This is a genomic window from Paludibacterium sp., assembly GCF_019232825.1.
GTDB lineage: Bacteria > Pseudomonadota > Gammaproteobacteria > Burkholderiales > Chromobacteriaceae > Paludibacterium.
Window position 1 is genome coordinate 1 of sequence record NZ_JAFAND010000094.1, and the last position, 25,178, is coordinate 25,178.

The following is a 25,178-nucleotide window of genomic DNA, read 5'->3' on the forward strand; positions in this document are numbered from 1 at the left end:
GCAATATGGCGATTATCGGCAATGGGCTTCTGTTCGCCGTAGCCGCGCGATGCGATCCGCCCGGGATCGATATGCTGCGCGATCAGTGCACGTCGAACGGTATCGGCGCGCCGCTCGGATAGCGCCAGATTGCGCGCCTCCGACCCGATGCTATCGGTGTGCCCCTCGACCAGCACCTGATAATCGGGATACCGATGCAACACCCCCGCCAGCTTGGCGACCGTTTCTTTCCCCCCCGGGCGCAGCGACGTGCCGGCAAAGTCGAACAACACATTGCTAAGCGTAATCACCACGCCGCGATCCGTCTGGCGCGAGGGGGTCGCCAATGCCGCATCCAGCGCGCGCTGCAATTGCGCCGCCCGCTGCTCGGCCGAACGCGCGCGCGCTTCGGCGAGCAGCCGTTCACGCTCTTGCGAGACCCGGGCGATACGCTCTTCCGCCTCGCGCCCCGCCGCCGCCTGCTCGGCGATCGCCGCCTGTTCCACCGCCAAATGCGCCAAGTGTTGCGCCTCCAGCGCTTGACGCCTTTGCGCCCAGACCTGCTCAGCCCGCGCGAGCGCGTCGCGCGCACGGGCGAGCTCGACGGGCGCCAGCCGGACCACCACGCTGTTTTGCCGTGCCGCCTCATAGGCCTGCCGCGCCGACTCCAACTCGGGATCCGGCGCTGGCGAGGTCGCGCAGCCGGCCAAGAGCGCCAACATCATGGCCTCGACACAGCGAAAGTTCTTGCTTGCCATACCCCTCTCCTCACAGTTTGTCGCGTGCCGGCAGGGGCGCCATACGCCGCGCCCGCTCGTCGATCTCCTGGCGCAACGCCCGAATCGACCGATCGAGCTCCTCGACCGCGCGCGATGACTTGGCGGTCCCGGTCCGGACGAGCGCCAAGGTCGCGGCGATCTCCGCTTCGGCGGCAAAACGCCTAGCCCGCTCGGTTTCGTTCAACAAGACCGCGTTTCTCGCTTGCTCGAGCCGATCGCGCGCCCGGGCGAGCTCATGGCTGGCGTATTGGCTCGCGCCCGCGTTCTGAGCGTGATCGATGGCGGACTGCGCCGCCGCCAACTGTTCCCTGGGCAGCGGCGAGGAGGCGCACGCGACAAGCATGCTCAACACCCCCATTCCATACATCGGACGGATGATTTTCATAGCAACGCTCCGTACTGTATCGGCCCGGCCGCGTCCGGACCGCTTGGTCGAACACGGCCCGAGCCGATTATTGTTGCGGCGGCTGGACAATGATGTGATTACGGACATCCTTGACGCCGGGCACCGAACGGGCGATCTCGCCGGCACGCATCTTCTCGGCCTCGCTCACCGCGAAGCCGGAAAGCTCCACCACGCCTTTGAGCGTCTCTACCGAAATGCGCATGGCACTGACTTTCGGCTCGGTGGCCAAGCGTTTTTTGACGCGTGCCGTCACCGTCGCATCATCGACGTATTGGCCCACGGTGCTCTGCCCGCTGGTCACCGTGCAGCCCGAGACCGAGAAGCCCATGGCAACAGCCAAGCCCAAAGCTGAGAACAGTTTCTTCATGAATGACGGCCCTCCTCCAACGTGGATCAACCTAGTAGATAAATCGCCATGCCAGCTTGTCTCCTGCTCCGCAAATGCTGTGCCAGCCGGCACCGTCCCGGCGGCGGGCCGGCTCTGTCTGGCATATGAATTGCGTGCGGCAGCAGGGTTCTTGACTCATGGGAGAGCCATCATGATTTCACCAGCCTTGCGCCTCGAGCATCGCCAAAACCAGGTATTGACCCCCCGCCTGCAACAGGCGGTGCGGTTATTGCAAATTTCGACCCAGGAGTTCAACCAAACGCTGCAACAGATGCTGAGCATCAACCCCTTTCTCGACTGCATCGATGAGGAGAGCGACACGCACGATGGCGAGGCCGAGCCGGAGCAAGAGGAAGAAGCGGAAGTACCGACGGATGCGGATCGGCTGGAAATCATCGCCCGCGACGAGCGTTTCGACCCCTTTACCGACTGCGCGCCGTGGGGCGCCCGCAAGGACAGCGCGGAAGGCCCGCACGAGGAGACGTGGCGGCAAGTGCCGGCCGAACGCACATTACGCGAACATCTGCACCAACAATGGCGTACCTATCCGCTTTCCGAGCGAGAGTGGCTGATTGGCGCCGCGGTGATCGAGGCGCTCGACGAAGACGGCTACCTACGCGTCGATCTGAGCGAGCTGCGCGCCCTTCTCGGGCTCAAGCCGCCTGTGGGCATGTCAGAAATGCACATCGCGTTGAAACTTGTGCAATCGCTCGACCCCCCAGGGGTAGGCTGCCGCGATGTCCGCGAATGCCTGCGACTGCAATTACAGAATTTGCCCGATAGCGAGGCGCGCGCCATGGCGATCGCCATTGTCGACGGCGAATTCGAGCGGTTCGTGCGCCGCGACATGACGGGCCTCGGGAAACGCTTGGCCTGCCCGCAGGAACGGCTCGAACTCGGCTGCGCGATGATCCGCCAGCTCGCCCCCCGTCCAGGGCGCCCCTTTGGCGCAAACACCCCGCCGTATCTCGTGCCGGATGTTTTCGTCCACAAGGAAGGCGGCGCCTGGCGCGCCCGGCTCAACCCGGCGGCCATTCCCAATATCGGCATCAATCAAACTTACGTGCAAATGTTCCGGCGGCATCGCCAATCCCATCACCAGGATATGGCCGCCTATCTGCACGAGGCGCGCTGGACCGTGCGCAACATCGAGCAACGCTTCAACACCATTTTGCGCGTCGCGGAGGAGATCGTTGCTCGCCAGCAGCGTTTTTTCGAACAGGGCGCGCTCGCCATGCAGCCCCTAGGGCTGCGCGATATCGCCGCGAACCTCGGACTGCATGAGTCCACGGTTTCCCGCGCCACCTGCAACAAATACCTCGCCGCACCGGCAGGCATCCTCGAGCTGAAGTATTTCTTCTCGCGCGCATTGCACACTTTGCACGGCAGCCCCTGCTCCAGCATCGCCATTCGCGATGCCATTCGACGCATGATTCGCGACGAAGACCGCAACGCGCCATTATCCGACGCCGCCATTACCCGCTTCTTGACGCAGCAGGGGCTGAGCGTGGCGCGCCGCACGGTCACCAAGTATCGGCAAGCGATGCAGCTCCCACCGATGGAAATGCGGCGAGGCGCCGTCTAAGGCCGAATCGGGCACGCAGGTTGCTCAAACAACCGCATGAAACGTCGCCGCCCAACCATCCGTCCGAGAAGGAGAAAACCTCGATGAAACCTTACCCGATCCGCACCGTCATCCTGCCGGTACTCGCGAGCCTCGCCGCACTGGTTGCCTGCGACAGACAGGCGCCGACCGCCGCGACGGACGAGGCGGACCCCACGTTAAGCGACAAGGCGGGCGAGATGATCGATGACGCTGCCATCACGGCACGCGTCAAAACCAAGCTCGCGGCGGATGCCGGTCTAAGCACCATCAAGTTGAGCGTCGACACGGATAACGGCGTCGTTACCGTGTGCGGCAAGGTGCCGGACGAAGCCATGCGCGACGCCGTCTCGCGTGTCGCAGCGGGCGTCGCTGGCGTCGTGCTGATCAACAATCACGTCACCGTCGGTCCATGAAGGAAAGGAACCTCATGAGCAATCACACCGCTATCGCGGCGCGCAATACCAGCAAATGGAAAACACCAACTACCGGCTAGTCATACAACATCCGGCGGCCATGCTGTCGGTGGCGGCGCTGATCGGCATCGTCATCGGCTGCTTGGCGTCATCCTCCACGTCACACTGATAAAGGATTCAACCATGCCATCCACTCACTTCACCGGCGCCACGGGACGCGCCGCGCCGCTGACGGACGACGAGACATTGCGGGCGCGGGCACGCCACCATATCGAGCAAGGCCCCGTGACCGCCGGCTATCGCGGCGACCGCCAAGTACTGCTCGACCTGCTTGCCCGCGCCTTGGCCACAGAGCTCACCTGCATGCTGCGCTACAAACAGCATGCGTTAACCGCCCAGGGACTGAATGCGGAAAGCGTGTCCGCCGAATTCGACAAGCATGCGCAGCAAGCGCAGGCGCATGCCTATGCCGTGGCGGCGCGGATCGTACAGCTTGGCGGTCTGCCCACGCTGAACCCGTGGCATATCGCCGCGCGCAGCCATGTCGAATATGTCGAGTGCGCCACGCTGAAAGACATGATCCGCGAAAACCTCGTCGCCGAGAGGATCGCCATCGAAAGCTACCGGGAAACCATCGACTACATCGCCGCCGACGACCCTACCACGCGTCGGCTGCTGGAGGAGATTCTCGCCGTCGAAGAGCAGCATGCCGACGAACTGACCAGTCTGATGGGCCGCTACGCGTAGCGCCCTTGGCAAGGAGGGAAACCATGATGTACAGAAATGGCATCGCGGTCGCGTTCGCAGCCGGTCTGGTCCTGAAGATCGGCAGTGTTTGGCATGCTCAGCGCCGCATATGAACGATCCGCATGGCCGCAAGGCCAACCCGCCGAACACCGCCTCATAAACCATCACCGCTGAGCCTGCTTCGCCTCTACGAGGCAGGCCCTCTCATGAATGCCGCCGATCATGTCTAGTCCTCTCGGACGGAAGGCCGGGCAACCGCCGGGTTCATCCTGAAATCGTATGAGAAGATGCCTACCCCAGAATGCACGTTTACACGATTGACGCGCCAGCCATGGCAATTAGGATGGTAAAGCCAGAAGCCATCATTCACCGTTGCCACCCCATCGCTGAACTCGCCTAGCACCAAACGCCGTTCAGTGTCCTCACGGAGAAGGAATGCAATATGTTCGAGAACCTTCGAGACGAGCCCACCTCTTCCTCCATGCCTCCTTTGCCATCGCCCTTTTCGGCCGCCGCGACCGACCTCCATGATCACGAAGCGCATCGATTCGGCTGCCTCTATGGCGCTTCATCCGCCATGCGAAAGGTATTCCGGCTGATCGGCCGCGTCGCCGCCAGCGACGCATCGGTCATGATCATGGGAGAGAGCGGCTGCGGCAAAGAGCTGGTCGCCCAAACCATCCATGAAATGAGCGGATACGCCTCCGCCCCCTTTATCGCGATCAATTGCGGCGCATTGCCGGTTTCGTTGATCGAATCGGAACTCTTCGGCTACGAACGGGGCGCCTTCACCGGCGCGAACAAGACGCATCAAGGTTTCTTCGAACGCGCGCAAGGCGGCACCTTGTTCTTGGATGAAATCACGGAAATGCCGGTTGACCTGCAGGTGCGTCTATTGCGCGTCTTGGAAACGGGGAGCTTCACGCGTGTCGGCGGCGACCGGGAGATTCGTTGCAACGCCCGCATTTTGGCGGCCACCAACCGCGAACCGCTGGATGCCGTGCGCCATGGGCAGTTGCGTCAAGATCTCCTGTACCGGTTGGCCGTTTTCCCGATTCCGCTGCCGCCGCTGCGCGAGCGCGCCGAGGACGTGCTCCTGCTGGCACACCATTTTTTGAAGGGCTGGAACACGCAATTCGGCACTCAAAAGCATTTTGCGCAGGATGTGGCCGGCAAACTCTGCCGGCACGATTGGCCCGGCAACGTGCGCGAGCTGAAAAACTGTATTCACCGCGCCTACATCATGGCGGACAAGGTGGTCGACATCGACATCGACACGCTGGTCCCGTTGACCTCGTTCACGCGCCCCCAAGAGCGGACAGTCATCGAGGTGGAGGTCGGCACCCCGCTGGAAGAGGTTGAGCGCCGGCTCATCTTCGCCACGTTGGATCGCTATCATGGCAATAAGCGCCGCACGGCCAAAGCGTTGGGCATCAGCCTGAAAACGATCTATAACCGGCTTAATTCCTATGCGGATCGCATTGCCAAATCCGCGGCCGAGATCCATCCTTCCTTGGCATGACATCCGGGGAACATTATGAGCGGCAGTAGTCGATGGCCTGTTCGAGGCGTTCGACCGCGATCACTTCCAATCCTTCAATCGGCTGGCGCGGGCGGTTGGCAAGCGGCACGATGGCGCGGGTAAAGCCGAGCTTCGCCGCCTCGCGCAAGCGCTCCTGTCCACGCATGACGGCACGCACTTCGCCAGCGAGCCCGACCTCGCCAAAAACCGCCAGTTTGGCGGGCAGGGGGCGGTTGCGCAGCGAAGAAACAATGGCGAGGATCAGCGCCAGGTCGGCCGCGGGTTCAGTGATTTTCACGCCCCCCACGGCATTGAGAAAGACGTCCTGATCGAAGCAAGCCACCCCGGCATGGCGGTGCAGCACGGCCAGCAACATCGCCAACCGATTCTGCTCCAACCCGACGGAAAGCCGCTTGGGTTGAAAACCGTGCGCATCATCCACCAACGCCTGCACCTCGACCAAGAGCGGGCGCGACCCTTCCTGCGTGACCAGCACGCAGGCGCCGGCAACATCGTCTCGCCAGGAGGAAAGAAAAATGGCGGAAGGATTGGACACCCCTTTCAGGCCACGCTCCGTCATGGCGAACAGCCCGAGCTCGTTGGCGGCGCCGAATCGGTTCTTCACCGCGCGGATCATGCGGAAACTCGAGTGGGAGTCCCCCTCGAAATAGAGCACGGTATCCACCATGTGCTCCAACACGCGGGGGCCGGCCAGCGAGCCTTCCTTGGTCACATGGCCGACCAAGAGCAGCGTCGTGCCGCTTTGCTTGGCCATGCGCGTCAACTGCGCGGCGCACTCGCGCACCTGCGTGACCGAGCCCGGCGCCGACGTCGCCTGATCGGTGTACAGCGTCTGGATCGAATCGATCACCGCCACTTCGGGCCGGTCGCGCTTGAGCACCGCCATGATGGCCTCGATACGGATTTCCGACAGCAAACGCACTTTGCCGGCATCCACCGCCAACCGCGAGGCGCGCATGGCGATCTGCTGCGGCGACTCTTCGCCCGACACGTATAACACCGGACGCGTCGCGCCCATCGAAGCCAAGGCCTGCAGCAACAAGGTGGATTTACCGATGCCCGGATCGCCGCCGATCAGAATCACGGCGCCACGGACCATTCCGCCGCCGAGCACCCGGTCCAGTTCTTCAATACCGGAACTGTCACGCGGCACGTCCTCCGCCTGGACCTCGGACAGAAGCTGCACTTCGGCCGTACCGCTCCAGGCGGCATAGCGCCCGCCGGATGCCGGCGCCGCCACAGACTCGGTCAGGGTGTTCCAAGCGCCGCAATGCGGACACTGGCCCTGCCATTTCAGGGTCTCGCCGCCGCACTCGGTGCAGGCAAAAACGATTTTGCTCTTAGCCATGTCCGTTGGATTTTTTCGATTTCGGCGGCGCCGAACTGGACGCCCCTTGTTTGAGCAACTGCTGCAGCTGCTTTTGCTCGTCGTTGCTCGGCTGGGACATGCCGTTGCCATTGCTGCGATTGTTGATGGTATCGAGCACCGCCTGCACCTCGGGGTCGGGCTTGCCGCCATCCTCGCCGGAATCCGACGTCGCTCCCGCCGGTTGTCCGCCATTGTCGCCATGCGGCGGCTCGGCATGCGCCGGCGCCGAGGCCGCGGGAGGCGGCGGCTCCGGTGGCGGCGACATCGTCGGCAGCGATTGCTTGGTCATGTACTCGTGCATTTCGCGCCAGCCGGAGTACACCTGCGCCTTGTCCGCATCCGGGTTGCGCCGGTAACACTCCTCCAGCGAGCGGCCGGTCTGGCGGCATCCCGCGCCGATGGCGCGGTCGTCATCCTTGGATAAGCCTGTGACATGGTTGATCCAGTTACAGCCCGTCAAGAGCAGCACCAACGGCAATACCCGCAACGCACGCATCCTAGCCCCCTTCTTGATCACGCCGGCGTAGATCCAACTCGATGATTTCACCACTGCGGCCGGCGCTGTCGCTCCCCAACCAGTATAGGAACCAAGGCATCACGTCCGACAGCTCGGCCCGCTCGCTCCGGTCTTCGCCGGGATGGGTCTTCATACGCAACGGCGAATTGATCGGTCCCGGCACCAGCAAATTGACGCGCAAATTCGGCTTGTCGTCCCACTCGCTCGCCGCCACCTGGGTGAGATAAACCAAGCCGGCCTTGGAGGCGCCGAACCCGCCCCAATACGCGCCGGGGTGCAGCCCATGCGTCTCGCCGACGAACAGCACCGATGCATCCGGCGCCTGCGTCAACAACGGCAGGCAGGCACGGGTCAGCGCCAACGGCGCCACCGTGTTGATGCGGTACTGGTTCATCCATTCCTCGATGCTTTGATCGGACAGCGGCGAGACGGCGTAAAGGTAAGAAGCACAGTGAACGATGCCGTCGAGCCGACCCAATTCACGTTGAATTTGCAACGCCGCGCTATTGAATTCGTTTTCGGTCGCGGTAAACAGATCGAGCGGCAGCGCCGCCGGCTCCGGTCCGCCATTGGCGACGATTTCGTCGTAGATGGCCTCCAACCGTTTCACGTTGCGCGCCGACAGCACCACGGTGGCGCCGTGCGCCGCACAGGTCAGTGCCAGCTGGCGTCCCAATCCCTTGGTGGCGCCGGTCACCAAAATGACGCGACCGGCCAGATAATCCCGGGCAAATTCTTTTCTCATCGTTATTATCGCTCTGTGTGAGTCATGTCCTGCATTAACGCGTGAGCCGCGGCAACGCCGCTTTGCACTGCGCCTTCCAGCGTCGCCGGGTACTCCCCCTCCACCCAGTCGCCCGCCAAGAACAACGATTGTACGCCAAGCCGGACACCGGGCCGAGTCAAACCCGGCGTGGCGGCGAAGGTTGCGCGCCGCTCCACCACCACCCGCGTCCAAGCGGGCTCTGGCAGATCCGCCACTATGCGCCGCGCGTCGGCCAGCACGGCGGCAATCAGCGCCGCGTCGCCCTCGGGCAGCGCCCCCGGCTGCGGCGCGCTGATGACCGCCGCCAGCATCCCCGCCTCGCCGCACAACGCATCGCGGTCGAACAGCCAATCCGCCGTACCGCGGCGCAGGCCGATCATCGGCTCCGGCAACCTCGGCGGCCGGGCGAAACGCAGGTATACGGTATATATCGGCAGGAAAGAGAGTTTCTTGACGATCGGCGGCACGATCGCCGCCGGCAACAGGCGCGCGGCATGATACGGCGCGCAGGCAACGATGGCGGCGTCGAATGCCTCGCCGTCGACCAGCACCCCATTCGCCACCGGCTCGACCGAAGTCACGCGATGGCCGAAATGAAACATGCCCCCTTGCGCCGCCAGCCACGCCACCGCGGGCTCGGGGAACAACGCGGAGAGATCCCGCCGGGGCAGCAGCATGTCGCTCGCCGCGCGCGCCGCGCCCAAACTGTCACGCAGCACCGCCGCCAGCATGCGCATCGAAGCCTGCTCCGGGGGGGTATTCAACGCCGCCAGCACCAGCGGCCGCCAAAAGGTTTCTTTTAACACCGCATCTTGTCGTGCGGCATCGAGCCATTCGGCCACGGTCGGGTCGCCGGCAACCTGCCAACGGGCCAGCGAGAGCCGCCCCAACGCAAAGATCAACCGGCCCTTATCGCGCCAGGACAGCCCACGCGCGGACAACAGCCCGGCAAGCAAATGCCATGGCGCCGGCCAGCGCGGACATCGCATACGGAGTCCGTCGGCCTGCACCCAGGTGAGCGGCAGACGCAGCAACGCCGACGCCTGATCGGCCCCCACCTGACGCATCAGACGCCAGCAGGTTTGGTAAGCGCCAAGCAGGATATGCTGGCCATTGTCGATGGTGTGCTCCGCGTCGCGTACGCGGCGCGCACGCCCCCCCGGCGTCCGCCCGGCTTCGAATACCGTCAGGCGGACATGCGGCGCCAACTCGACCGCGGCGGCCAAGCCGGCCCAGCCGGCACCGATAACGGCGACCCGCGGCTTCACGGACGGTAACCGAACGTCCAGGTCGTCCAGGCCAGCCATAATTTTCGCAACGGCGTCAGCGACAGCCGCTGATTAAGCACTTTTTCCGGCCCATCCCGCCGAATTTCTTCCAGCGTGGCGCGATAGATGGCCGCCATCACAAGCCCTGTGCGCTGGGCTTTGCGGTCGGCCGCCGGCAACAGCGACCAGGCTTGGCGGTAGTAGTCTTGCGCCCGGTCGATCTGAAACAGCATGAGCTGCCGGAACGCATCGCTCTCGCGGCCATGCTGCAGGTCGGCGGCGGGCACCTTGAAGGCATGCAGGTCTTCGATCGGCAGATAGATGCGGCCGCGGCGCGCGTCCTCGCCAACGTCGCGGATGATATTGGTCAGCTGCAGCGCCACGCCGAGGCGGTCGGCATACTGCAGCGTCTGGGCATCGGAAAAGCCGAAGATGCGCGCCGACAACTCGCCCACCACCCCGGCGACGCGCCGGCAATACAGCAGCAAATCCTGAAAACGCTCGTAGCGGGCAAACTTCAGGTCCATTTCCATGCCGTCGACGATTTCCAGCAACCCCTCCGCCGGCAACGCAAAGGGCGCGACGTGCGGCGCCAGCGCCTGCGTCACCGGATGGCCGGGCCGGCCGGTATACAACCGCCCGATTTCGTCACGCCACCAGGCCAGCTTTGCATGCGCCACCGCGTGCTCATGCGCTTCGTCGACAACATCGTCCACCTCGCGGCAAAAGGCGTATAACGCCGTGATTGCCTGCCGGCGCGCGTCGGACAGAAAACGGAAACTGTAGTAGAAGCTGGAGCCGCTCGCGGCGGCCTTGTCCTGACAATATTGCTCGGGCGTCACTCGCCTCTCCTTGTCGAAAAACGCATATTAGCGCGCCCAAAGCGCGCGCCACAGCATGCCGACCCAATCGCGCGTGCCAAGCACGGGGCGCGCCGTGAACACGTTGCCGCCGCTATGATGCAATTTTTGCAAAATGCGGTCGCCGCCCAGGATGATCAGACGCAACTCCAGACCGATCCGACCGTGCAGCTTTTTCCCGAGCGGCGCGCCGGCGTGCAGCAATTTACGCGCGCGCTCGATCTGTTTGAGCATCATCGGCGTCCACAGCCCGCCGGCATCGCCGGCGGCGATCTGCGCCTCGCCGACCCGGAACCGCGCCAGGTCCTCCTGCGGCAAATACACCCTGCCTTTGCGCCAATCGACACCGACGTCCTGCAGAAAATTGATCAACTGCAACGCGCTGCAGATGCCGTCGGACATCGCCAAACTTCTGGCATCGGTCTCGCCGTACAGCGACAACATCAGCCGGCCGACGGGATTGGCCGAGCGCCGGCAGTAATCCATCACTTCGGCGAAATTTTCATAGCGGGTCTTGACCACGTCCTGCTCGAAGGCCGACAACAGATCGTAAAACGGATCGAGCGCCAACGCGTGCTTGGCGATCACCGACGCCAGCGCCGCCATGAGCGCGGTCTGCGGCGTCTCGCCGGCGCCAATGCGGCCAAGCTCGTCACGCAACGCCTGCAGCGCCGCCAGACGCTCCGCGGCGGTAGCATCGCCCTCGTCGGCCAAATCGTCGGCATAGCGCGCGAAACGGTAGATCACGTGCACGGCCGCGCGCAAACGGCGCGGCAACAGCAACGATCCGACCGGGAAATTTTCGTAGTGACCGACCGACATGACGAACGACTCATCCGAGGCAAAGTCCGGATTATAACCGAGCCGATACCGCCTGCCCCCGCCTCGCCGCGCAAGGTTCGACAAAAAATTTTTGCCTACCCCCTTTACAGCGCAAAATGTCGTCCATATAATGCGCCCCACTGTTCGCAGTACGGGGGTATAGCTCAGCTGGGAGAGCGCTTGCATGGCATGCAAGAGGTCAGCGGTTCGATCCCGCTTATCTCCACCACAGTCCCTATAGTTTAGCGGTTAGAACACTGCCCTTTCACGGCGGCGGCCGGGGTTCGATTCCCCGTGGGGACGCCAAATACAGAAAGCCACTGGCCATTGCGGCAAGTGGCTTTTTTCATACCGGATCCAGTCCATAAAAAAAAAGCGGCGCTTGAACGGCGCCGCCAAAGACTGTGCTCAAGGCACGGGGATCAAAATGCCGGAATGATCGAGCCTTTGTATTTGCTCTCGATGAACTGGCGCACCTCGGGCGAATTCAACGCCGCCGCCAGTTTCTTCACCGCCGGGCTATTCTGGTTGTCTGGCCGCGCCACCAGCAGGTTGGCGTAGACCGAGCGGCCGTTCTCCAGGGCAATCGCATCGCGTGTCGGCGTAAGCTTGGCTTCCAGCGCGTAATTGGTATTGATCACCGCCAGATCGACCTGGTCGAGCACACGCGGCAACACTGCCGCGTCCAGCTCGCGGATCTGCAGATTCTTGGGATTGGCGACAATGTCCTGCGTCGTCGACAAGATATTGTGCGGGTCCTTCAGCGTGATCAGCCCATTGCGCGCGAGCAGCAGCAAGGCGCGGCCGACATTGGCCGGATCGTTCGGGATGGCGACCACGCCTTCGTCCGGCACCTGGGCCAATGACTTGTAACGATGCGAGTAGACGCCGAACGGCTCGATATGCACCGGAACGACGCCGACCAAGTGCGTGCCATGGCTCTGGTTGTATTTATCCAGGTAGGGCTGGTGCTGGAAAAAATTCACATCGATATGTTTTTCACTGACCTGCACATTGGGTTGGACATAATCATCGAAAACCTTCACCTGCAGATCCACGCCTTGGCGTGCCAACTGCGGTTTGACGAACTCCAGAATCTCCGCGTGCGGCACCGCGCTGGCGGCAACCGTCAACGTCTCCGCGCGCAGCGTGAAAGACGCCACCCCCAGCAGGGCAGCAAGCAAAAGATAGCGTTTTTTCAACATCATCGTCCTCTCTTCTCTCTATGAACCAGGTATTTATTTACGGGTAAAATGCAGCGTCAGCCGGTCGCCCGCCCACTGAAGCAGCTGGACCAGCACAACCATGAGCGCCACGGTGATCACCATCACGTCCACCTGAAAACGTTGATAGCCATAGCGAATCGCCAAATCGCCCAGTCCGCCGCCGCCAATGGCGCCGGCCATGGCCGAATAGGACACGAGCGCCACGCCAGTCACCGTCGCGGCAGCCACCAGGCCCGGTAAAGATTCGGGCAGCAGCGCGCCGAAGATAATCTGGCGCGTCGTCGCCCCCATGGCCTGACAGGCATCGAACAAGCCGCGATCCACTTCGCGCAGAACGTTTTCCACCAGCCGGGCATAGAAAGGCGCGGCGGAAATCACCAGCGGCGGCACGGCGCCCGCCACGCCAATGGATGTACCGATCAGCAAGACCGTGAAGGGAATCATGACGATGAGCAAAATGATGAACGGCACGGAACGCAGCCCATTCACCACCGCCGACAAGCCGGCATGCACGCCGTGGTGCTGCAACAACTGACGTCTGCCGCTGAGGAACAACAACACGCCAAGCGGCAGCCCCAGCAACACAGCAAACACCAGCGACACGCCACTCATCACCAGCGTATCGATCAATCCTTGTCCGATCTCGGGCCAGACGACATCGCTAAAATTCATGCCACCACCTCGTGATGAACGTTCCAACGGGTGAAAAACGCCAGCGCCGGGCCGATCTCGACGTGAGCGCCGACGGCTTCGACCAACAACTGGCCGTACGGCGTCTCCTTGATGCGGCCGACCGATCCTTGCAGGATGTTGAACCGCAGGCCGGTCTCCTCCGTAGCGCGGCTGAGCAGCGGCTGATAGGTGGTGTCGCCGACAAAGGTCAGACGCAGCAACGGACCGGTTGCCCGCTGACGCAGCTGTATCAGCGCCCCTTCATCCGGCGTGCCGCTTTCGGCCAACAGGCTGCGGGTCACGGCATGCTGGGGGTGAAGAAAGATATCGGCGACGCGCCCGGTTTCGACGACGCGACCGTGGTCGAGCACCGCGACGCGATCGCATAGATTGCGAATGACCGACATCTCGTGCGTGATCAATACGATGGTCAGCCCCAGCTCGCGATTGATGTCTTGCAACAATTGCAAAATCGACAACGTGGTCTGAGGGTCCAGCGCCGAGGTAGCCTCGTCGGACAGCAGCACGCTCGGCGCATTGGCCAACGCCCGGGCAATGCCGACGCGCTGCTTCTGCCCGCCGGAAAGGCGGGCCGGATAGCTGTCGCGGTATGCGCTCAGGCCGACGCGCTCAAGCAGCGCATCGACGCGGCGGTCGATGGCATCGCGATCATGCCGGCCCGCCAACCGGAGCGGGAAAGACACGTTTTGCGCCACCGTCTTTGCGTGCAGCAGATTGAAGTGCTGGAAAATCATGCCCAAACGCTGGCGCATCCGCGGCAACTCGCGCGCGCTGAGCGTGCTCAGATCTTGGCCATCGACCAGCACCCTGCCGGACGACGGCGTCTCAAGACGATTCAGGCAACGGATCAAGGTGCTTTTGCCGGCGCCTGAGCGGCCGATGATGCCAAAGATCTCCCCCTTGTCGATCGACAGATCGACCGCGTCCAACGCCAGATGGTCGGCGCCTCTTCCGGGATAGATTTTTGTTAACTGTTCGATACGAATCACTGCAGCGGTCCTCAGTCATGGCGGCGTACTTTGGATACTGTATCAACGATTAGATATTTCAAACAATTATTTAAATTGTTAAATATATAGCCAATAGGAATATAGAGAAATCAGCGGAACAGGACACCAACGGCAACAACGCAAGGATATGGCACCGGACGAGGAACGCCCGGTGCGCCGAGGAAACGCTTAAGCGGGAGAGGCGGCGCCGCCGCGCGCCCAGGCGGACACGGCGGCGATTTCCGCCGGGCCGGTGCGGCAGCAACCGCCGATCAGCCGCGCGCCGGCGCGATGCCAATCGCGCGCGGCGGCGGAGAATTCGGCGGCATCGCGCGGGCCATGCCAACATTTGTGTTGCGGATCGTAGGTTTCGCCCGAATTGGGATAGACCAGAATCGGTTTGGCGGTGACCTGCGCCGCCGCCGCGATCAGCGCGGGCACATGCACCGGCGCCGTGCAATTGAGGCCCACCGCGACTACTTGATCGAACGCCGCCAAGGCCGCCAGGCAATCCGCCAACGGCTCGCCCTGACAGTTATGCGCGCCATCGCGGCAGGAAAAGCTGATCCAGGCGCGCGCCGCGGGGAACTCCGCCAACAGTCGCGCCAAAGCCCGCGCTTCGGCCAAGCACGGCACCGTCTCGCACGCCAGCAGATCCGGCTCGGCCGACAGCAGGGCCGCCATGCGCGGCCGGTGAAAATCCATCAGCGCCGTCTCGTCGAGCCCGTAATCACCCCGGTATTCCGAGCCATCCGCCAACATCGCGCCATAAGGCCCAACCGAAGCCGCCACCAGCGGCCGCAAGCGGCCGGCGCGATGCGCCGGCTCGGCCCAGAACGCGTCGCGCGCCTCGCGCGCCAATTCGATCGAGCGTCGCATCAACGCGGCGGCCTGCGCCTCGGCGATGCCGCGGCGGGCAAATCCCTCGAAAGTCGCCTGATAGCTGGCTGTGGTGGCCACGTCGGCGCCGGCGGCGAAATAATCGACATGCACTTGGCGAATCAGCTCGGGCGCCTCGATCAGCACCCGCGCCGACCAAAGCGGATCGTTCAGATCGCAGCCGCGCGCCTCCAGCTCGGTCGCCAGCGCGCCGTCCAGCACCATCACCGGTCGCGCCGCCAAAAAATCTTGCACCGAATGGCGCTCGTCATCGTGCATATCGTCTCCTAGCGCTCGCGCGGTTGCCGGCGCCAAAAAGCCAGCAAATCCGCTTGGGTAATCAGACCGACATAATGCCCCCGATCCACCACCAGCGCCACATAACCGTCGTTGAACACCTGCAGCAAATCCTGCAGCCCGGCGTCCGGCGCCAGCGTCGTGACCTCGGTGCTCATCGCCTCCGCCACCCGCAGGCGGAAATTCTCCGGTTCGCCATGTACCGACAGCAGCAGATCCCACTCGTCGATCACGCCGACCACCCGGTCTCCATCGAGCACCGGCAGCTGCGACACATCGAACAAACGCATGCGCTGATAAACCTGAGCGAGCGCCTCATCCGGCAGGCAGGTGATCGACTGGCCCAAGTCATGCCGATGCGTAATCAGATCGAGCAAAGTACCGACCTGCGGCAGCACGATCATGCCTTGATCCTGCATCCAGTCATCCGAGTACATTTTGGAGAGATACTTGTTGCCGCTATCGCAAACGAACGTAACGACCCGTTTAGGCGTCGTCTGCGCGCGGCAGTAGCGCAATGCCGCCGCCACCAGCGTGCCGGACGACGACCCCGCCAGCACGCCCTCCTTTTGCAGCAACAAGCGCGCCGTCTCGAAGCTCTCGCGGTCGCTGATGCGAAAAGCGTGTTTGACGCGCGACAGATCCGCCTGCGGCGGCACGAAATCCTCGCCCACCCCCTCGACCAGCCAGCTGCCGGCCTCGCCATGGGTGCCCGTCTCGACATAGTCGGCCAGCACCGATCCTTGCGGATCGGCCAGAACAAACTCGGTATGCGGCGACGTGCGCGCGAAGAAGCGCGACAAACCGGATAACGTGCCGCCGGAACCCACGCCCACCACCACCGCGTCCACCTCGTGCCGCATCTGCCGCCAAATTTCCGGCGCCGTGCCGGTTTCATGCGCGCGGGGATTGGCGGGGTTGTTGAACTGATCGATGTAGTAGGCGCCCGGCGTCTCCTCGGCGATGCGGCGCGCCATGTCCTGGTAATACGCCGGGTGCCCCTTGCCCACGTCGGAGCGGGTCAAGCGCACTTCGGCGCCCAAGGCCTGCAAATGCAGCACCTTTTCCCGGCTCATCTTGTCAGGCACCACCAAAATCAACCGGTAACCGCGTTGCGCGGCCACCAGGGCCAATCCCAAACCGGTATTGCCGGCCGTCGCCTCCACCAAGGTGCCGCCGGGACGCAGCAATCCGTCGCGCTCGGCCGCGTCGATCATGGCAAGCCCAATACGGTCCTTGATCGAGCCGCCGGGATTACTGCTCTCCAGTTTGAGAAACAACTGGCATAGCCCGGTATCCAGGTGATTGACCTGCACCAGCGGGGTATTGCCGATCAACCCCAGCACCGACGAATTCGACATGGCCTTCTCTCCTGTTCGTCGCGGACAACATTGCCCGCAAAAGATCGAACAAATATAGCAGTTCGATTTTATATTTCAAACAGGAATATACGAATTGCATCCAAAGGCCAGGTCCGTTATTTCAGGAACGCGATAGCAGCCGGTCCAACCGCAAACGGTGCCGGTCGTCGGTTAGCCGGTAAACGCCACCCATGACCGCCGCCAGCGCCCCTAGGCCCGTTCCGCCGCCGATCAGAAACAAAATCAGGATCTGATATTTGACCGCCTGCGCCGGCGGTACGCCACCGAGAATCTGGCCAGTCATCATGCCCGGCAGCGCCACCACGCCGGAAGCGGACATGGTGTTGATGATCGGCATCATCGCCGACACCAGCGCCTCGCGCGTCACGGGCGCCAGCGCCGAACGGCGGTCGTGACCCAGCATCAGACGCGCCTCGATGGCGGCGCGGCGATTGACGAGCCCAGTGGTCAGCCCGTTGAGCCCCAAACCAATGCCGGTCATGGTATTGCCGAGGATCATGCCCAACAACGGGATGGCATAGCGCGGGTCGTACCAGGGGTCCGGCCGCAGCGCGCCGGTCAGCGCAAAAATCGTCACCAGCGCCGCGGCGAGAAACATGCTGAGCGTGCCGAGCCCGTAGCTCCAGCCACCCGACATTGGCCGTTGCTGCCGCGAGGCCGCCTCATGACCGGCAAAACCCACCATCGTGAGCGCCGCCAGCAGCGTCGCCCATGGCGACACCCAAGCGAACAGCTTCACCAGCACCCACCCCATCAGCGACAGCTGCAGCACCATGCGCGCCGCCGCCACCAACAGTTTCCGCTCCAGCCCCAATTGCCAACGCAACGACAGGGCCGCGTTGCACAACACCAGCACGCTGGCGAGCGCCAGGTCTCCCGCGCTCAATGCGATATAGCCGCTCATGCACCCGCCTCCTCGCGAAAGCCCTCGCCATCCCAGCGCAGCCGACGCCGCGCCACCCGCGTCACCTGGGCCGGGTCGTGGCTCACCCAAACCACCGCCAGACCGGCACGCAGGTTCTCGGCGATCAAGTCCTCGACCCGCGTCACCGAAGCCGCATCCAGCGCCGCGGTCGGCTCGTCCAGCAACAACACGCGCGGCCGGTTCATCAGTGCACGCACCAACGCCAATCGCAGCCGTTCACCGCTCGATGGCCTGGTCATCGGCCAATCGCCGGCATCCAGCGGCAAACCGAGACGAGCCGCCAGCTCGGCGGCTGCCGGCCAATCGCTGAAATGCTGACCCACGGTATCGGCCCACCAGCCGGGCTCGGCTGGGACATAGCCCACCAACCGGCGCCAAGCGGGCGCCGCCATGGCCGAGCGCAAGGCGCCGTCAAGGCAAACCTCGCCCTGGTTTGGATCCAGGTCGGCAATGGCACGCAACATCAGGGATTTACCACAACCGGAAGGGCCGGATACCGCCAGGCCCTCGCCGGCAGCCAAGGAAAACGACACCGGCTGCAGGCCAGTGCGCCGCACCGCGCGGACGTCCATCAACATAAGATTGTTTACGCGAAGGAGATAATAGATCAGTAGATTATACCCACCGCATCAGACAGGCGGCATCCCCTCAGGAAGCCAGACGGCGCCGCGCGCCGAGCCAAGTTTCAAACTCGCCGGCGGGCAACGGCCGCGCATAGAGGAACCCTTGAAACGTGTCGCACTGCCGCGCGCGCAGAAAATCCGCCTGCGCTTGCGTCTCCACGCCTTCGGCGACAGTCGACAGGCCGAGCGCGCGCGCCACCGCCACAATCGCCTCGACAATCGCCACGTCGTTGCAATCGCCCGGCACCCCGCGAACGAAGGCTTGGTCGATCTTGAGCCGGTCGACCGGAAACTGCTTCAAATAGCTGAGATTGGAATAGCCGGTGCCGAAATCGTCGATCGCCAGCCCCACGCCCAACGTCTTGAGCCGGTTGAGCTGATTGAGCGTGGCAATGGAGTTGCGCATCAGCGCGCTTTCGGTAATTTCGAACTCGATCAGTGACGGCGACAGCTGATTGGCGTCGAGCGCCTGCGTGATGACCTCGAACAAATGCGGATCCTGCAGCTGCAGCGGCGACAAGTTGATCGACAGCGCGCCCACGTCCAGATTCTGCCATTGCCGCCGCTGGCGGCATGCCTCGCGAATCACCCAGGCGCCGATCGGCACGATCAGCCCGGTCTCTTCGGCCACGGCAATGAATTCGCCCGGCCCAACCAGCCCCCTGTGCGGATGATTCAAGCGCAGCAGAGCCTCCACGCCGGTCAACGCCCCGGTCTTGGCCGCCACCTGCGGCTGAAAATGCAGCGCGAACCCATCGTGCTCCAGTGCCTGAACCAGATCCGCCGACAAGCTCAAACGGTCGCGCGCGCGCTCGTTCAACGCTTGCACGAAGAAGCGGAAATGATCGCCCCCGTTTTGCGCGGCCTCCATCCGGGCGCTATCGGCGTGCTTGAGCAAGGTATCGACGTCATCGCCATCGGTGGGAAACAGCGCGATACCGATACACGCCGTCTGGCGGATCGTGACACCGTTGAGCGTATACGGACGCGTGGCCGTCTTGAGCAACAGACTTGCCGCGCTCTCGGCTTGTTGCGCACCAGCCAAGGCCGGCAACAGCGCCACGAAGGCGCCGCCGGACAGGCGCGACAACATGCACTGCTCGCCGAGCGCCTCGCTGAAGCGCTCGGCCATGATCTTCAGCACTTGGTCGCCGGCCGCATGGCCGAGCGATTCGTTGACGTAATGAAACCGGTCCAGATTGATGCTCAGCAACGCCACCTGCTGGCCGTGGTCGCGCGCATAGGCGATCGCGGCGGCGGCATTTTCCTCCAGCGCCGCGCGGTTGGGCAGCCGCGTCAGCAGGTCGTAACGCTTCAGCCATTGCAGCTCCTCGCGCGCGCGGTGCTCGGACAAATCGCTGATCACCTCGAAATATTGGCTCACCTGGCCCGACTCGTCGTGGATGGCGTAAATCTTCACCCAGCAGGGGAACAACTCGCCATTCATGCGCCGATCCCACACCTCGCCCTGCCAGCAACCGTCCTTCAGCAGGGAGTCCCACATGTCGTGGTAGAACGCCGCGCCATGACGGCCGGAGCTGAGCAGGCGCGGCGACTGGCCGATCAAGGCGTCCATCGGATAGCCGAAGAGCGTGGTGATGGCACGATTGGCCATCAAAATCACATTATTGCGGTCACAGATCAGAATGCCGTCACGGCTCTCCTCGAATACCCGCGCAAGCAACATCATGCGCTCCATCGTCGACGCCTGGCGTTCCGCCTCGCGCAGATTCTTCAACGCAAACGATACCTCCTTGCCGACCTCCTGCATCAAGGCCACGACTTCTTCGTCGAAGAAATGTTTTTCGCTGGCATAGGCAGTCAGCGTGCCCTGAAAGCCGCCGCCGCCAATCGCCATCGAGATGCAGGAGAACAGGCCGTGCACATTGGCCACGCGCAAGCCCACCACCAAGGGGTTGCTCAGCGTGGAAAAGTCGTTTTCGATCACCGCCGTCTGCTGCTGCCAGGCACGCCCGGCGGGCGTATCGGCCTCGATCAGCTGGTTCCAGGTGTAGGTCGCGAGCTCATCCAAAAAGGCGGTGGCATGCCCCGCATAGGCCAGCGGCACCACCGGCGCCGACAACCCCATCTGCGGCGAGCCGACCCACACCAGCCGAAACACGCCGATCTTCAGCATCGCCTGGCACACCATGTCGAACAGCTCCGGCCGCGAACGGGCGTGGATGATTGCCTGATTGGTGCCGCTCAAGACGGCGTACATCGCCTGGCGCCGCCGCAGAGACTGTTCCAGTGTCTTGCGCTCGCTGATGTCGTGCACCATGGCCAACACCACATCCTCTGCGCCGACCCTTGCCGGCTCCAGCGCCACCTCGACCCAGAGCGGCTTACCCGACTGGTGCCGCGCCATCCAGTCGAAACGTTGCGATCCGTCGGTCGTCGCTTTCAGCAGCCGCACCCGGGCTTCGGCCACCGTATAGGGCAAGGTCCCGGACGAAAGCTGGCCGAAATCGCGCGCTGAGAACGCCTGACGCGCATAGCCGAACATATCGACGGCATGCTGGTTGGCGTCGAGAATCTGCCCGCTGACCGGATGGAGAATGAATACCGCCTCGCTGACGGCATTGTAGACATGACGGAAGCGCTGCTCGCGCAGATAGAGATCGGCCATGGAACGCTCGAACCAAGCGCGCGCGCGTCCATGCAGCCAGAACAGCAATAACAGGCCGGCGAGCGCCGCGGCCGCCAGGCCGAGCGACAAACGCCCACCCTGCCAAACCGACCACGCAAAAGCCGCGACGCACGCCCCCCACGCGCCGGCGGCAACGGCATATAGCACGGCAAGGCGTGACAAAGCAAACCTGGCAGGGTGGCTCATGGTATCCCGACGAGCGGGCCAGCGGCTCGCGTTAAGGAGAATACCTTACATATAATATATTGATTAATAATTTGAAGTGAAAATTGGAGTCAGACTCACACAGCTTGCTGCAAGGCAATATTTTCGAGCTTAGACACTATTTTTATGACCTACATTTGATTTATGTACAGTCGGCACGCCCGTCCGTCATGTTTCAATACCGGATTAACGAAGCCAGAGGTTGGGCCAGGATGTTGAACAAGCAGCAGATGATCACGGTGGACGGCAACGAGGCCTGCGCCTCGGTCGCCTACCGCAGCAACGAAATCGCCGTCATCTATCCGATTACCCCGTCGTCCACCATGGGCGAACTTGCCGATCAGTGGGCCGCCGAAGGCCGGCGCAATCTGTGGGGCGTCGTACCGGAAATCACCGAGATGCAGTCCGAGGGCGGCGCAGCCGGCGCCGTGCACGGGGCGATTCAAGCCGGCGCGCTGGGCACCACGTTCACCGCCTCGCAAGGCTTGTTGTTGATGATCCCGAACATGTACAAGATTGCCGGCGAATTGACGCCGTTCGTCATGCATGTTTCTGCGCGCACCATCGCCACCCATGCCTTGTCGATCTTCGGCGATCACTCCGACGTCATGGCTACGCGCCAGACCGGCTTCGCCATGCTGGCTTCGAGTTCGGTGCAGGAAGCGCAAGACATGGCCGCCATCGCCCAGGCGGCGACGCTGAAAAGCCGTGTGCCGTTCCTGCATTTCTTCGATGGTTTCCGCACCTCGCATGAAGTGGCCAAAATCGCGTACCTGGACGACGACGCGCTGGGCGCGATGATCGACGAGGCGCAGATTCACGCCGCGCGCGAGCGCGCGCTGAGTCCGGACCACCCGGTGGTACGCGGCACCGCGCAAAACCCGGACACCTTCTTCCAAGCGCAGGAAGCGCGCAATCCGTTTTACGATACCTGCGCCGCCACCGTGCAGCAGGAAATGGACCGCTTCGCCGCGCTGACCGGACGCCAATACAAGCTGTTCGACTATGTCGGCGCCGCCGACGCCGAACAGGTGATCGTCATCATGGGCTCCGGCGCCGAAACCGCCGACCTCACCTGCCAGGCGCTCAACCGCGCGGGCGGTAAGACCGGCGTGCTCAAAGTACGGCTCTACCGTCCGCTCTCGGCGCGCGATCTGGTCGCCGCGCTGCCGGCCACGGTCAAGTCGATCGCCGTGCTCGACCGCTGCAAGGAACCGGGCAGCCTGGGCGAACCGCTGTTTCTCGACGTGGTGGCCGCACTGGAAGAAGGCCGTGCCGCCGGCTGGCTCGCCGAGGACTTCCGGCCGCGCGTCATCGGTGGCCGCTATGGCCTGGCGTCAAAAGAATTCACCCCGGCCATGGTCAAGGCGGTCTACGACGCGCTGGGCACGCCCACGCCGAAGCGCCGCTTCACCGTCGGCATCAACGACGACGTCAGCGGACTGTCCCTCCCCGTCGACGAGCGGTTCCACCTGCGCGAACCCGGCGAGCAATGCGCGGTGTTCTTCGGCCTGGGCGCCGACGGCACGGTGGGCGCCAACAAAAACTCGATCAAGATCATCGCCGACAACACGCCGCTCTATGCCCAAGGCTACTTCGTCTACGATTCGAAGAAATCCGGCGCGGTGACGATTTCCCACCTGCGCTTCTGCCCGGCGCCGATCCAGTCGAGCTATCTGGTGCAGGAAGCCCAATTCCTCGCCTGCCACCACTTCGTCTTCCTCGATCGCTACGACGTGCTGCAGTACGCCGCGCCCGGCGCCACGTTATTGCTCAACGCGCCGCACCCGGCCGATCAGCTGTGGGATCATCTGCCGCGTTCGGTGCAGCAGCAGATTTTGGACAAGAACCTCCAGGTCTACACGATCGACGCCCGCGCCGTGGCGCAAGCCACCGGCATGGGCGCGCGCATCAACACCATCATGCAGACCTGCTTCTTCGCGCTGTCGGCCGTGCTGCCGCGCGAGGAGGCGATCGCCCAGATCAAGCGCGCCATCGAGAAGACATACAGCCGCAAGGGCCGCCCGGTGGTGGAAAAGAATTTCGCCGCCGTCGACCAGACGCTGGCCGGCTTGCAGCCGGTGGTCATCGGCGCACGCGCCGACGCCCAGCGCGATCTGCCGCCGATCGTACCGGCCGACGCGCCCAACTTCGTCCAGCGCGTGACCGCCATGATGCTGGCGGGCAAGGGGGACATGCTGCCGGTCAGCGCCTTCCCGGTGGACGGCACCTGGCCTGTCGGCACGGCCAAATACGAAAAACGCAATATCGCCGACGAAATTCCGGTATGGGAACCCTCGTTGTGCATTCAATGCAACAAGTGCGCAATGGTGTGCCCGCACGCGGCCATCCGCGTCAAGGGCGTCGCGAGCGACGCGCTCGATGGCGCGCCGGCCACGCTCAAATCGATGCCGTACAAGGGCGCGGAAGCCAAGGGCGGCGCCTATCTGCTGCAAGTGGCGCCGGAAGACTGCACCGGCTGCACGTTGTGCATGAAGGTTTGCCCGGGCAAGGACAAGGCCAATCCGGAACGCCTGGCGCTGGCCATGGCGCCGAAGGCGCCCATCGCGGCCGGCGAGCGCGATAATTTCGACTTCTTCCTCGGTCTGCCGGAGTTCGACCGCGCCGACATCAAACTGAGCCTGAAGACCACGCAGCTGATCCAGCCGCTGTTCGAATTCTCCGGCGCCTGCCTCGGCTGCGGTGAAACGCCGTACGTCAAACTGCTGACCCAGCTGTTCGGCGACCGCACGCTGATCGCCAACGCCACCGGCTGCTCGTCGATCTTCGGCGGCAATCTGCCGACCACGCCGTACACCACCGACCGCGCCGGCCGCGGCCCCGCCTGGTCCAACTCGCTGTTCGAGGACAACGCCGAGTTCGGTCTAGGCTTCCGCCTGGCGCTCGACCAGCACAAGACGCAATGCCACGAACTATTGCGCCAATTGGCGCCCGTTCTGCCGCCCGACTTGGCCGACATGCTGATCAACGCCGACCAAAGCAGCGACGCCGGCATCAAGGCACAACGCGAGCGCGTGGCCCTGCTGCGTCAGACGCTCGCCGGCAACGCGGAGCCCGCCGCCGCGCGCTTATTGGAACTGGCCGACTACTTGGTGGAAAAAGTGGTCTGGATCGTCGGCGGCGACGGCTGGGCCTACGATATCGGCTACGGCGGCCTCGACCACGTGCTGGCCTCCGGCCGCAACGTCAATATCCTGGTGATGGATACCGAGGTGTACTCCAACACCGGCGGCCAGCAGTCCAAGGCTACGCCGCTCGGCGCCGCGGCCAAGTTCGCCACCGCCGGCAAGGTGCGGCCGAAGAAGGATCTCGGCCAGATCGCCATGACTTACGGCAATGTCTACGTCGCCTCGGTCGCCTTCGGCGCCAAGGATGTGCAAACGGTACGCGCGCTGCAGGACGCGGTGAGCTATGACGGCGTGTCGCTGATCATCGCTTACGCGCATTGCATTGCCCATGGCTACGATATGGGCGATGGGCTGGACCGGCAAAAGGCCGCGGTACAAGCCGGCTACTGGCCGCTATACCGCTATGACCCGCGCAGGGCCGCTTCGGGAGAGAATCCGCTCAAACTGGACAGCGCCGCGCCGACGCTGCCGTTGTCGGATTTCATGGCGCAGGAAGGCCGCTTCCGCATCACCGAACGCACGCACCCCGACCACTACCAGGATTTGGTGCGTGAGGCCGACACGCAACTGCGTCAGCGTTTCGAGCATTTGCAACAGATGGCCGGCGGCGACGCGGACGGCGGCGACAACTAATCGTTCAACGCCTCTACATAACAACGCCCCAGACGGGTCACCGTCTGGGGCGTTGTCACGAACAA

22 protein-coding genes and 2 tRNA genes are annotated in these 25,178 nt (G+C 63.5%); 7 read left to right on the top strand and 17 right to left on the bottom strand.

Going from position 1 to position 25,178, the window contains the following annotated elements:
- From JOZ06_RS12535 to JOZ06_RS12545, 3 genes are all read right to left on the bottom strand, one after another.
- The coding region (locus JOZ06_RS12535) for an OmpA family protein (RefSeq protein ID WP_293232903.1) at positions 1-737 on the bottom strand (737 nt) is incomplete at its 3' end.
- A 10-nt stretch (positions 738-747) separates the two neighbouring features.
- Positions 748-1,143: a DUF4398 domain-containing protein gene (locus tag JOZ06_RS12540; RefSeq protein ID WP_293232905.1), complete on the bottom strand. Its 396-nt coding sequence runs from the start codon at positions 1,141-1,143 to the stop codon at positions 748-750.
- 67 nt (positions 1,144-1,210) lie between these two features.
- On the bottom strand, positions 1,211-1,531 hold the full coding sequence (locus JOZ06_RS12545) for a BON domain-containing protein (protein ID WP_293232907.1): 321 nt from the start codon (positions 1,529-1,531) through the stop codon (positions 1,211-1,213).
- Between the two features lie 172 nt (positions 1,532-1,703).
- On the opposite strand from JOZ06_RS12545, the gene rpoN reads away from it, so the two are divergent.
- The 4 genes from rpoN (at position 1,704) to JOZ06_RS12565 (ending at position 5,840) form a co-directional block, all read left to right on the top strand.
- Positions 1,704-3,137, top strand: a complete 1,434-nt coding sequence (gene rpoN / locus JOZ06_RS12550; RefSeq protein WP_293232909.1) for an RNA polymerase factor sigma-54 — start codon at positions 1,704-1,706, stop codon at positions 3,135-3,137.
- Positions 3,138-3,220: 83 nt separating this feature from the next.
- Positions 3,221-3,571, top strand: coding sequence for a BON domain-containing protein (locus JOZ06_RS12555; RefSeq protein WP_293232911.1), 351 nt, complete (start codon positions 3,221-3,223; stop codon positions 3,569-3,571).
- A gap of 183 nt (positions 3,572-3,754) precedes the next feature.
- Positions 3,755-4,318 carry a ferritin-like domain-containing protein gene (locus JOZ06_RS12560; RefSeq protein ID WP_293232913.1) on the top strand — a complete coding sequence of 188 codons (564 nt, stop codon included), beginning with the start codon at positions 3,755-3,757 and terminating at the stop codon, positions 4,316-4,318.
- Between the two features lie 481 nt (positions 4,319-4,799).
- Complete coding sequence (locus JOZ06_RS12565; protein ID WP_293232992.1) at positions 4,800-5,840, top strand: sigma-54 dependent transcriptional regulator; 1,041 nt, start codon at positions 4,800-4,802, stop codon at positions 5,838-5,840.
- A gap of 13 nt (positions 5,841-5,853) precedes the next feature.
- Here JOZ06_RS12565 and radA read toward each other — a convergent pair whose 3' ends face one another.
- Genes radA through hpnC form a run of 6 tightly spaced genes read right to left on the bottom strand, consistent with a single transcriptional unit; the run spans position 5,854 to position 11,463 of the window.
- On the bottom strand, positions 5,854-7,209 hold the full coding sequence (radA, locus tag JOZ06_RS12570) for a DNA repair protein RadA (RefSeq protein ID WP_293232915.1): 1,356 nt from the start codon (positions 7,207-7,209) through the stop codon (positions 5,854-5,856).
- On the bottom strand, positions 7,202-7,726 hold the full coding sequence (locus JOZ06_RS12575; protein WP_293232917.1) for a hypothetical protein: 525 nt from the start codon (positions 7,724-7,726) through the stop codon (positions 7,202-7,204). The genes radA and JOZ06_RS12575 overlap by 8 nt, the downstream gene beginning before the upstream one ends.
- 1 nt (position 7,727) lies before the next feature.
- Positions 7,728-8,492, bottom strand: a complete 765-nt coding sequence (locus JOZ06_RS12580) for an SDR family oxidoreductase (protein ID WP_293232919.1) — start codon at positions 8,490-8,492, stop codon at positions 7,728-7,730.
- A 5-nt stretch (positions 8,493-8,497) separates the two neighbouring features.
- Entirely contained in the window at positions 8,498-9,781 is a 1,284-nt protein-coding gene (gene hpnE / locus JOZ06_RS12585) for a hydroxysqualene dehydroxylase HpnE (protein ID WP_293232921.1), read from the bottom strand.
- On the bottom strand, positions 9,778-10,623 hold the full coding sequence (gene hpnD / locus JOZ06_RS12590; RefSeq protein WP_293232923.1) for a presqualene diphosphate synthase HpnD: 846 nt from the start codon (positions 10,621-10,623) through the stop codon (positions 9,778-9,780). The genes hpnE and hpnD overlap by 4 nt, the downstream gene beginning before the upstream one ends.
- A 27-nt stretch (positions 10,624-10,650) precedes the next feature.
- Positions 10,651-11,463, bottom strand: coding sequence for a squalene synthase HpnC (gene hpnC / locus JOZ06_RS12595; protein WP_293232925.1), 813 nt, complete (start codon positions 11,461-11,463; stop codon positions 10,651-10,653).
- 153 nt (positions 11,464-11,616) lie between these two features.
- Here hpnC and JOZ06_RS12600 point away from each other — a divergent pair.
- Positions 11,617-11,692: transfer RNA gene (locus tag JOZ06_RS12600), tRNA-Ala, on the top strand.
- Positions 11,693-11,694: 2 nt separating this feature from the next.
- Positions 11,695-11,769: transfer RNA gene (locus JOZ06_RS12605), tRNA-Glu, on the top strand.
- Positions 11,770-11,885: 116 nt separating this feature from the next.
- Here the strand turns inward: JOZ06_RS12605 and JOZ06_RS12610 are convergent.
- The 8 genes from JOZ06_RS12610 to JOZ06_RS12645 all read right to left on the bottom strand — a co-directional run bounded on the left by JOZ06_RS12610 (position 11,886) and on the right by JOZ06_RS12645 (position 21,313).
- On the bottom strand, positions 11,886-12,671 hold the full coding sequence (locus JOZ06_RS12610; RefSeq protein WP_293232927.1) for a MetQ/NlpA family ABC transporter substrate-binding protein: 786 nt from the start codon (positions 12,669-12,671) through the stop codon (positions 11,886-11,888).
- Positions 12,672-12,701: 30 nt separating this feature from the next.
- Complete coding sequence (locus JOZ06_RS12615; RefSeq protein WP_293232929.1) at positions 12,702-13,361, bottom strand: methionine ABC transporter permease; 660 nt, start codon at positions 13,359-13,361, stop codon at positions 12,702-12,704.
- Positions 13,358-14,371 (bottom strand): methionine ABC transporter ATP-binding protein, encoded by a 1,014-nt coding sequence (locus JOZ06_RS12620; RefSeq protein ID WP_293232931.1) that lies wholly within the window; start codon positions 14,369-14,371, stop codon positions 13,358-13,360. The genes JOZ06_RS12615 and JOZ06_RS12620 overlap by 4 nt, the downstream gene beginning before the upstream one ends.
- A 189-nt stretch (positions 14,372-14,560) precedes the next feature.
- Positions 14,561-15,529 carry a homocysteine S-methyltransferase gene (gene mmuM, locus JOZ06_RS12625; protein WP_293232933.1) on the bottom strand — a complete coding sequence of 323 codons (969 nt, stop codon included), beginning with the start codon at positions 15,527-15,529 and terminating at the stop codon, positions 14,561-14,563.
- 8 nt (positions 15,530-15,537) lie between these two features.
- Positions 15,538-16,908 carry a cystathionine beta-synthase gene (locus tag JOZ06_RS12630; protein ID WP_293232936.1) on the bottom strand — a complete coding sequence of 457 codons (1,371 nt, stop codon included), beginning with the start codon at positions 16,906-16,908 and terminating at the stop codon, positions 15,538-15,540.
- A 121-nt stretch (positions 16,909-17,029) separates the two neighbouring features.
- Complete coding sequence (locus tag JOZ06_RS12635; RefSeq protein WP_293232938.1) at positions 17,030-17,833, bottom strand: ABC transporter permease; 804 nt, start codon at positions 17,831-17,833, stop codon at positions 17,030-17,032.
- Positions 17,830-18,432: an ATP-binding cassette domain-containing protein gene (locus tag JOZ06_RS12640; protein WP_293232940.1), complete on the bottom strand. Its 603-nt coding sequence runs from the start codon at positions 18,430-18,432 to the stop codon at positions 17,830-17,832. Before JOZ06_RS12640 ends, JOZ06_RS12635 begins: the two co-directional genes overlap by 4 nt.
- Positions 18,433-18,502: 70 nt before the next feature.
- Complete coding sequence (locus JOZ06_RS12645) at positions 18,503-21,313, bottom strand: EAL domain-containing protein (protein WP_293232942.1); 2,811 nt, start codon at positions 21,311-21,313, stop codon at positions 18,503-18,505.
- 230 nt (positions 21,314-21,543) lie between these two features.
- On the opposite strand from JOZ06_RS12645, the gene nifJ reads away from it, so the two are divergent.
- Positions 21,544-25,113 (top strand): pyruvate:ferredoxin (flavodoxin) oxidoreductase, encoded by a 3,570-nt coding sequence (gene nifJ / locus JOZ06_RS12650; RefSeq protein WP_293232944.1) that lies wholly within the window; start codon positions 21,544-21,546, stop codon positions 25,111-25,113.
- The last annotated feature ends 65 nt before the right edge of the window (positions 25,114-25,178 follow it).

Excerpts from the sequence above, each read along its gene's own strand:
- JOZ06_RS12540 (WP_293232905.1), bottom strand. The coding sequence starts at position 1,143 with ATGAAAATCATCCGTCCGATGTATGGAATGGGGGTGTTGAGCATGCTT.
- JOZ06_RS12545 (WP_293232907.1), bottom strand. The coding sequence starts at position 1,531 with ATGAAGAAACTGTTCTCAGCTTTGGGCTTGGCTGTTGCCATGGGCTTC.
- rpoN (WP_293232909.1), top strand. The coding sequence starts at position 1,704 with ATGATTTCACCAGCCTTGCGCCTCGAGCATCGCCAAAACCAGGTATTG.
- JOZ06_RS12555 (WP_293232911.1), top strand. The coding sequence starts at position 3,221 with ATGAAACCTTACCCGATCCGCACCGTCATCCTGCCGGTACTCGCGAGC.
- JOZ06_RS12560 (WP_293232913.1), top strand. The coding sequence starts at position 3,755 with ATGCCATCCACTCACTTCACCGGCGCCACGGGACGCGCCGCGCCGCTG.
- JOZ06_RS12565 (WP_293232992.1), top strand. The coding sequence starts at position 4,800 with ATGCCTCCTTTGCCATCGCCCTTTTCGGCCGCCGCGACCGACCTCCAT.
- radA (WP_293232915.1), bottom strand. The coding sequence starts at position 7,209 with ATGGCTAAGAGCAAAATCGTTTTTGCCTGCACCGAGTGCGGCGGCGAG.
- JOZ06_RS12575 (WP_293232917.1), bottom strand. The coding sequence starts at position 7,726 with ATGCGTGCGTTGCGGGTATTGCCGTTGGTGCTGCTCTTGACGGGCTGT.
- JOZ06_RS12580 (WP_293232919.1), bottom strand. The coding sequence starts at position 8,492 with ATGAGAAAAGAATTTGCCCGGGATTATCTGGCCGGTCGCGTCATTTTG.
- hpnC (WP_293232925.1), bottom strand. The coding sequence starts at position 11,463 with ATGTCGGTCGGTCACTACGAAAATTTCCCGGTCGGATCGTTGCTGTTG.
- JOZ06_RS12610 (WP_293232927.1), bottom strand. The coding sequence starts at position 12,671 with ATGATGTTGAAAAAACGCTATCTTTTGCTTGCTGCCCTGCTGGGGGTG.
- JOZ06_RS12615 (WP_293232929.1), bottom strand. The coding sequence starts at position 13,361 with ATGAATTTTAGCGATGTCGTCTGGCCCGAGATCGGACAAGGATTGATC.
- mmuM (WP_293232933.1), bottom strand. The coding sequence starts at position 15,529 with ATGCACGATGACGAGCGCCATTCGGTGCAAGATTTTTTGGCGGCGCGA.
- JOZ06_RS12630 (WP_293232936.1), bottom strand. The coding sequence starts at position 16,908 with ATGTCGAATTCGTCGGTGCTGGGGTTGATCGGCAATACCCCGCTGGTG.
- JOZ06_RS12635 (WP_293232938.1), bottom strand. The coding sequence starts at position 17,833 with ATGAGCGGCTATATCGCATTGAGCGCGGGAGACCTGGCGCTCGCCAGC.
- JOZ06_RS12640 (WP_293232940.1), bottom strand. The coding sequence starts at position 18,432 with ATGTTGATGGACGTCCGCGCGGTGCGGCGCACTGGCCTGCAGCCGGTG.
- JOZ06_RS12645 (WP_293232942.1), bottom strand. The coding sequence starts at position 21,313 with ATGAGCCACCCTGCCAGGTTTGCTTTGTCACGCCTTGCCGTGCTATAT.
- nifJ (WP_293232944.1), top strand. The coding sequence starts at position 21,544 with ATGTTGAACAAGCAGCAGATGATCACGGTGGACGGCAACGAGGCCTGC.